Source organism: Blautia sp. BCRC 81119 (assembly GCF_003184505.1).
Taxonomy (GTDB): domain Bacteria; phylum Bacillota; class Clostridia; order Lachnospirales; family Lachnospiraceae; genus Blautia_A; species Blautia_A fusiformis.
The window spans coordinates 1-7,524 of record NZ_QJHD01000052.1 but is presented as its reverse complement, the minus strand read 5'-3'; the positions used below and the strand labels follow the sequence as shown (position 1 = coordinate 7,524).

General features: G+C 48.0%; 5 protein-coding genes and 1 pseudogene. All 6 read left to right on the top strand.

Annotation, left to right across the window (positions count from 1 at the left end; genetic code table 11):
• The first annotated feature begins 344 nt into the window (after window positions 1-344).
• Window positions 345-812 (top strand): DUF1002 domain-containing protein, encoded by a 468-nt coding sequence (locus DMI82_RS19355; protein ID WP_015526559.1) that lies wholly within the window; start codon window positions 345-347, stop codon window positions 810-812.
• Window positions 813-1,800: 988 nt separating this feature from the next.
• Entirely contained in the window at window positions 1,801-2,703 is a 903-nt protein-coding gene (locus DMI82_RS19345) for a 30S ribosomal protein S1 (RefSeq protein WP_015526560.1), read from the top strand.
• A 29-nt stretch (window positions 2,704-2,732) separates the two neighbouring features.
• A complete protein-coding gene (locus DMI82_RS19340; protein ID WP_044961512.1) occupies window positions 2,733-4,403 on the top strand; it encodes a putative manganese-dependent inorganic diphosphatase in 1,671 nt (556 codons plus the stop codon).
• A gap of 13 nt (window positions 4,404-4,416) precedes the next feature.
• Window positions 4,417-5,004, top strand: a pseudogene (locus DMI82_RS19335) (flavin reductase family protein); the annotation flags it as partial.
• 245 nt (window positions 5,005-5,249) lie between these two features.
• The gene (locus tag DMI82_RS19330; protein ID WP_022426930.1) at window positions 5,250-5,762 is read left to right on the top strand and encodes a shikimate kinase; all 513 of its coding nucleotides are present in this window, start codon (window positions 5,250-5,252) and stop codon (window positions 5,760-5,762) included.
• Between the two features lie 199 nt (window positions 5,763-5,961).
• A complete protein-coding gene (locus tag DMI82_RS19325; protein WP_092073580.1) occupies window positions 5,962-7,254 on the top strand; it encodes a UDP-N-acetylglucosamine 1-carboxyvinyltransferase in 1,293 nt (430 codons plus the stop codon).
• Window positions 7,255-7,524 lie beyond the last annotated feature (270 nt).

Below are 7,524 nucleotides of genomic sequence, written 5' to 3'. Positions count from 1 at the left end.
GAGAGACACCTTCTTTCGTAAATGTTGCAAATGTTTGTTTTGGCACTTTCATTATACAACACATGGAATCGAGGTGTCTTTCTTTTATGCAAAATCACGAACTTGCTCATTTATAGTTTAAAATATGAAAATATTGTGAATATATTTTTGGTAATAGACATAAAGTCTGAATGGTGTGGGTGGGAATGGGGAAAATTACGGTTTACAGAGGGGTGTGGGTGTGTGGTATACTGAGGGGCGTCGAAAAGGTAATGATGAGGTAATAAAAAGGCAGTAAAAGATAGTTAAAAATAGTAAAAGGCAATTTTTGATAAGGGCTGGTGCCCGTATGGAGGTTGAATATTATGAGAAGATTGAACAAGGTTACAGCTTTGGTTATTGCGGGTGTTATTTCATGTACATCTCCGATGATGGTTATGGCGTCTGATTCTGGTTCTGTTATGAGTCAGGCGGAGGAGATCCTGAAGGATAATGAGGTTGGGTCTCTTGCTTCTGATCCGGATAAGGTTGGGGATATCATTGTTTATGTGAAGGGGCTTTTTGATTCTAACCAGATCACGGATGATGAGATTTCTCAGGGGATCGATGAGGCTGCGGATCATTTTGGGGTGAGTCTTAATGAGGATGATAAGAGTTCGCTGGTTAATATTATCAGTAAGTTCCGTGGGATTGAGATGAGTGATGATCAGATCAAGGGGTATGTGAGTGATGCTTATAGTACTTTGAAGGATATGGGTGTTACGAAGTCTGATGTGAAGAATATTTTTGAGAAGGCGATTGAGTTTATTAAGGGGATGCTTTCACGGCGGTGATGGTTTGTGATGGCTGGTGTTTTTGATGATGTTTTAGATGGAGTTTGAGTTAGAGGGTGAGGGTTGTGGCTCTTTTGTTGGGGTTGTTGTTGGTTTGTTTGGTTGAGATGTACAATATGTACAATGTTTAGGGTTTTGGTTTTGTTTGTGAATGTGGTGTTTTTATAAATTGGGGGAGGGTGTTTTGAAAAAAATTGTGCAAATGCGCTAATTGTTTACGAGATGTTCATTGTTTGTTCATATTTGTCTGGTAGTATAGGGATAGTTCGAAAGAACGTTACGAAAGACGCTGTAATGGTGTGTATCTGTATCATTACACATACAATTTTTTTCATAATAATCGCCCCGGTAAGCCACTACCGGGGCACTCCTCGTTTTTGGGCCTTTTTTGGGCTCTTTTTTTTGTGGGTGGGGATGGAGGGAGGGAGGGACGGACGGACTGCCGGAGGGGCGGCTGCATGGTCGTGCCTGGTGCGGTCGTTTCGCCGGGTCATACTAAGCGTCTGAGTCTTCTGCCGTGCAGGGCGCCCCATAACTCGCCATGTACGCTGATGCGTACCTGGCTCAGACAGATGGGGCTTACTCTGCGGCTTGTGGCCGCAGAGTACCTTCCCGTCAGAAGCCTCAGGCGCTAAGTATGACCAGCGGCTTACTCCGACGCACCGGGTCCCGACCATGTAGCCGCCCCTCCGGCAGTCCGTCCTGTGCGTTGGAGAGAAACAAAAAGGATGCACTACAAAGAAATTCTGGAATTGTACTAAGTCCGTCCTGTACGTTGGAGAGAAATAAAGAAAGCATCAAGGGTGTGATAAATGGGCTGATCTGAGTCTGTCCTGTGTGTTGGAGAGAAATAAAGGGGGTAAGAAATTTCCAGTGCAAAAAATATAGCGCGGGTGGGGTGTGCATGCTATAATGATTAGGATTATAGTGCTGTCGTCTGGTTTGGGGCGGCGGTGGTTGGGTTTTTGTTTGAATGGGAGGTCTGGATATGGCGGAGTCTATGAAGGATTTTGAGAGGGAGCTGGAGGCTTCTTTTAAGAGGATCGATGAGGGTGATATTATCTCAGGGACTGTTGTGAGTGTGGATGAGTCGGGGGTTGTTCTTGACCTTAAGTTTTATGCTGAGGGTTTTATTCCGGTGGAGGAGTTTTCCCGGGTGCCGGGGTTTAATATTAAAGAGGCTGTTCAGCCGGGGGATGAGGTTCAGGCGATGGTTCTTCGCAGGGATGATGGTCAGGGGAATATTCTTCTTTCCAGAGCAGATGCTGCGGATGTGCTTGCCTGGGACAGGCTGAAGGAGCTTCAGGATTCGGGTGAGGTGCTGGATGTTGTTGTGAAGGGAATCGTTAACGGGGGTGCCATTGCTTATGTTGAGGGTGTCCGTGGTTTTATTCCGGCATCCAGGCTTGCTTTGGAGTTTGTTGAGGATACTGAGGTGTTTCTGAATAAGCCGATCCAGGTGCGGGTGATCGAGGCTGATAAGGCGAAGAAGAGGCTGGTGCTTTCGGCGAGGGAGATTCTTCGTGAGAGGGCTGAGGTGGAGAAACGGAATAAGATTTCCAATATCCAGGTTGGCTTTGTGACGGAGGGTACGGTTGAGAGTTTGCAGCCGTATGGTGCTTTTGTGGAGCTTGGGAACGGGGTTTCCGGGCTGGTGCATATTTCTCAGATCTGTGAGAAGAGGATCCGGAAGCCTTCTGAGGTTTTGAGTGTTGGGGATAAGGTTAAGGTGAAGGTTATCGCGATCAAGGATGGTAAGCTGAGCCTGAGTATTAAAGAGGCATCGGATCTGATGGCTAAGGAGGTTGAGGAGGAGTCTTTTGAGCTTCCGGAGTCGGGGGAAGAGGCTACTACTTCCCTGGGTGCTTTGTTTGCAAATATTAAATTATGATTATTTTGGATGAAAAAGGATGGATGTGTATGAAAAAACCGGAGAGAATATTTGTAATCGGACATAAGAATCCGGATACGGATTCCATCTGTTCGGCTATTGCTTATGCGGATATTAAAAACAGAACTACGCAGAATAAAAAATATATCCCGAAGAGAGCGGGGCAGATCAATGAGGAGACCAGGTATGTGCTGAACCGTTTTGGCGTACAGCCGCCGGCTTATCTGGGAAATATCGGTACGCAGGTCAAGGATATGGATATCCGGACCAGTCCGCAGGCGGATAAGAATATGTCGCTGAAGAATACCTGGGATCTGATGCAGGAGAACGGGATCGTTTCTCTTCCGATCCGTGATAAGGATGGGTGTCTGGAGGGGCTTGTGACGATTGGTGATATCGCAAAGACCTATATGGATACTACAGACAGTTATCTTCTTTCCAATGCGAGGACGCAGTATCAGAGAATTGCCGAGACTGTTGGCGGTGAAGTGGTGGAAGGTAACGGACACGGATATTTTGTGAAGGGGCGTGTGCTTGTCGGTACTGCCAACCCGAAGATGCTGGAGGGCTACGTTGAGGAGGATGATATGATCATCATGGGTGACCGTGAGGAGGATCATCTTCAGGCGATCAGCCAGAATGTAAGCTGTATCATCGTGGGGCTGAATATCGTGGTTTCCGAGAAGGTTATAAAGCTTGCTCATGAGAAGAATATCGTGATCATCCGGTCTCCGTATGATACGTTTAATATTGCGCGTCTGATCAATCAGAGTATTCCGGTCAGCTTTGTTATGAAGCGGGATAACATGGTTACGTTTAATACCGAGGATTTTACGGATGATATCCAGGATGTTATGATCAAAAACCGTCACAGGGCGTTTCCGGTGATCAATCCTCATGGTAAGTGTATCGGTACGATCTCCAGACGTAATTTTCTGGATATGCATAAAAAGAAAGTGGTTCTTGTGGATCATAATGAGGTGGATCAGGCTGTTGATAATATCGAGAAGGCGGAGATCCTTGAGATCATCGATCATCATAAGCTGGGTACCTTGCAGACCATGACGCCGGTTGCTTTTCGTAATGAGCCGGTGGGATGTACGGGTACGATCCTTTATGAAATCTACGGAGAGCAGAGACTGGAGATCCCGGAAAAGATCGCGGGGCTTCTCTGTGCGGCTATTATTTCGGATACATTGATGTTCCGTTCACCGACCTGTACGCAGACGGATAAGATCGCTGCCAGTGCTCTTGCGCTGATCGCGGGGATCAAGATCGAGGAGTTTGCCCGAGAGATGTTTTCTGCGGGAAGTAATCTGAAGGATAAGTCTCCGGAGGAGATTTTTTATCAGGATTACAAGAAGTTTATCGGTGAGGGTAATGTTTCCTTTGGTGTGGGTCAGATCAGTTCCATGGACAGCGAGGAGCTTAAGGAGATCAAGGAGAAGCTGATGCCGTTTATGGTGAGTGAGTGTGGCCGTCATGATATCACGAGAGTTTATTTTATGCTGACGAATATCCTGGAGGAGTCTACAGAGCTTCTGTTTTACGGGGAGGGCAGCCAGCAGATGGCGGAGATCGCTTTTGAGCGGAAACCGGATGGAGATACCTTCAGTCTGCCGGGTGTGGTTTCCAGAAAGAAGCAGCTGATTCCGGCTATGATGGAGGCTGCTCAGCTGATGAACAGCGATTATGCATAAGAGGTGACGGAAAATGGCGAAACAGTTATGGAAGCCGGGGAACATGATCTATCCGCTGCCGGCTGTAATGGTGAGTGTTACCGATGGTGAGGGGCATGATAATATCATAACGGTTGCGTGGACGGGTACGGTGTGTACCAATCCGGCGATGGCTTATATTTCTGTCCGACCTTCCCGTTATTCCTATGATATGATCCGGAAAACGGGTGAATTTGTGATCAATCTGACAACGGAGAAGCTGGCGTTTGCAACGGATTTCTGCGGGGTCCGTTCGGGACGTGATGTGGACAAGTTCCGAAAGCTGAACCTTACGAAAGAGAAAGCGCAGTTTGTTTCTGCACCGATGATCGGGGAGGCTCCGGTTTCAATCGAGTGCAGGGTGCGTGAGGTGAAGGAGCTGGGGTCTCATGACATGTTTCTTGCGGATGTGCTTGCGGTCCATGCGGATGAAGCTTATATGGATAAAAACAACAGGTTTCGTCTCAATGATGCGGGTCTTCTGGTTTATTCCCATGGGGAGTATCTGGCGGGTGGCCGGAAGGTGGGAACCTTCGGCTACAGCGTAAAGAAGAAGCAGATGCAGAAGAAGTTGGATAAGAAATCAGATAGGGAAGCAGACAGGGAATCAAAGAAGGCAGGGATGTCAGGGAAGTTGAAGACGTCAGGAAAGCCAGGGACGTCAGGGAAGTTGAAGATGTCAGGAAAGCCGGGGATGTCAGGAAAGCCAGGGATGTCAGGGAAATTAAAGACGTCGGGGAAGGCAGGGAGAGAGAAACGGTAGGTTCTGCGGAGCCGTAACGTTTGTTGAGGTTTGGCAGCTGTTATGCTAAAATGAAAGGATACAGTATGAATAATATTACACTGATAGGGATGCCTGGTGCGGGGAAGAGCAGCATCGGTGTCGTACTTGCGAAGGTACTTGGGTACCAGTTTATTGACTCAGATCTTCTGATCCAGAAGGCGGAGAAGAGGACTTTGAGTAAGATCATTGCAGATGAGGGTACGGAGGGCTTCAAGGCGATCGAGAATCGTGTGAATGCTTCGATCCAGGTGGAGAATACGGTGATCGCTACCGGTGGAAGTGTGGTTTACTGCGATGAGGCTATGCAGCATCTGAAGTCTGAGGGTGTTGTGGTGTATCTTAAGATCTCGCTGGAGCTTCTTTCCAGGCGTCTTGGTAATCTTAAGGGGCGTGGTGTTGTGCTCAAGGAGGGGCAGACGCTGGCGAGTCTTTATGATGAGCGTGTTCCTTTGTATGAGAAATATGCGGACATTGTGGTGGATGAAGAGGATAAGGATCTGGAGGGGAGTCTCCAGGTTGTGCTTGAGGCACTGAAGAACAGGGGAGATAAGGCGTAACTGTTGGCTTGTGGAAACGGTTTGCTGGAGTGTTTCGGGTCATGGGTTGTGACAGGTTTTCGTCATAAATTGTTTACAAATCTGAAATATGTGTTATAATATACAACTGACCTAAAAAACGGTATTGCGGAACGTTTGTTCCTGCAGTAAATTCAGAGAAAGTTTCTGCTCATAGAGGAGTAAATAATAGAGGTGTGTTATGGAACAGTATGTGATTAAAGGCGGCAATCCTCTGGTTGGAGAAGTGGATATTGCGGGTGCGAAGAATGCGGCGCTTGCGATATTGTCAGCAGCCATTATGACTGATGAAACTATATTGATCGAGAATCTGCCAGATGTTAGGGACATCAATGTTCTGCTTGAGGCGATCTCCGAGATCGGGGCTCAGGTTGAGCGTATTGATAAGTCTACTGTAAAGATCAACGGTTCTACTATCGGCAATCTCAGCGTGGATTATGAGTTTATCAAGAAGATCCGTGCTTCTTATTATCTTCTGGGTGCTTTGCTTGGTAAGTATAAGCATGCGGAGGTTCCGCTTCCGGGTGGATGTAATATCGGCAGCAGGCCGATCGACCAGCATCTGAAGGGTTTCCGTGCTCTTGGTGCGGATGTTGATATCTGTCATGGTGCTATTGTTGCCAAGGCGGAGAATCTGCATGGCAGCCATATTTTCCTGGATGTGGTTTCTGTTGGTGCTACTATTAATATTATGATGGCTGCTTCTATGGCGACTGGTCGTACGATCATTGAGAATGCTGCGAGGGAGCCGCATGTTGTTGATGTGGCGAATTTCCTGAACAGTATGGGGGCGAATATCAAGGGTGCTGGTACGGATGTGATCCGTATCCGTGGTGTTGAGACGCTTCATCGTACGGAGTATTCGATCATTCCGGACCAGATCGAGGCTGGTACGTTTATGTTTGCTGCTGCGGCTACTCGTGGTGATGTTACTGTTCGTAATGTTATTCCTAAGCATCTTGAGGCTACTACTGCTAAGCTTGAGGAGATCGGGTGTGAGGTTGAGGAGTTTGATGATGCGGTTCGTGTCCGTGCGCCGCATGTGCTTCATCGTACGCATGTGAAGACGTTGCCTTATCCTGGTTATCCTACGGATATGCAGCCGCAGATCGCGGTTACTTTGGCTTTGGCTGAGGGTACGAGTATTGTTACTGAGAGTATTTTTGAGAACCGGTTTAAGTATGCGGATGAGCTTTCCCGGATGGGTGCCAATATTAAGGTGGAGGGGAACTCTGCTATTATTGATGGTGTGAGGAAGCTTACGGGGGCGCGTGTGAGTGCGCCGGATCTTCGTGCGGGGGCTGCGCTTGTTATTGCGGGGCTGGCTGCTGAGGGTGTTACGGTTGTTGATGATATTGTTTATATCCAGCGTGGGTATGAGAATTTTGAGGAGAAGCTCAGGAGTCTTGGGGCTGAGATTGAGAGGGTTTCCAGTGAGAAGGAGATTCAGAAGTTTCGGCTGCGTGTTGGGTGATGGTTGGTGACAACTGGTAACGATTGATGATAATTGGAAATTTGAGTTTTGCGTTTTGGGGAGAGTTCCCGGGTGTTTGGGCCTGGGGGCTCTTTTTTTGTGTGGGTGGGAGGGATGAATGGAGGGAGGGACGAACGGACAGACTGCCAGCGGGGCGGCTGCATGGTCGTGCCTGGTGCGGTCGTTTCGCCGGGTCATACTAAGCGTCTGAGTCTTCTGCCGTGCAGGGCGCCCCATAACTCGCCATGTACGCTGATGCGTACCTGGCTC

Excerpts from the sequence above, each read along its gene's own strand:
- DMI82_RS19340 (WP_044961512.1), top strand. The coding sequence starts at position 2,733 with ATGAAAAAACCGGAGAGAATATTTGTAATCGGACATAAGAATCCGGAT.
- DMI82_RS19330 (WP_022426930.1), top strand. The coding sequence starts at position 5,250 with ATGAATAATATTACACTGATAGGGATGCCTGGTGCGGGGAAGAGCAGC.
- DMI82_RS19345 (WP_015526560.1), top strand. The coding sequence starts at position 1,801 with ATGGCGGAGTCTATGAAGGATTTTGAGAGGGAGCTGGAGGCTTCTTTT.
- DMI82_RS19325 (WP_092073580.1), top strand. The coding sequence starts at position 5,962 with ATGGAACAGTATGTGATTAAAGGCGGCAATCCTCTGGTTGGAGAAGTG.
- DMI82_RS19355 (WP_015526559.1), top strand. The coding sequence starts at position 345 with ATGAGAAGATTGAACAAGGTTACAGCTTTGGTTATTGCGGGTGTTATT.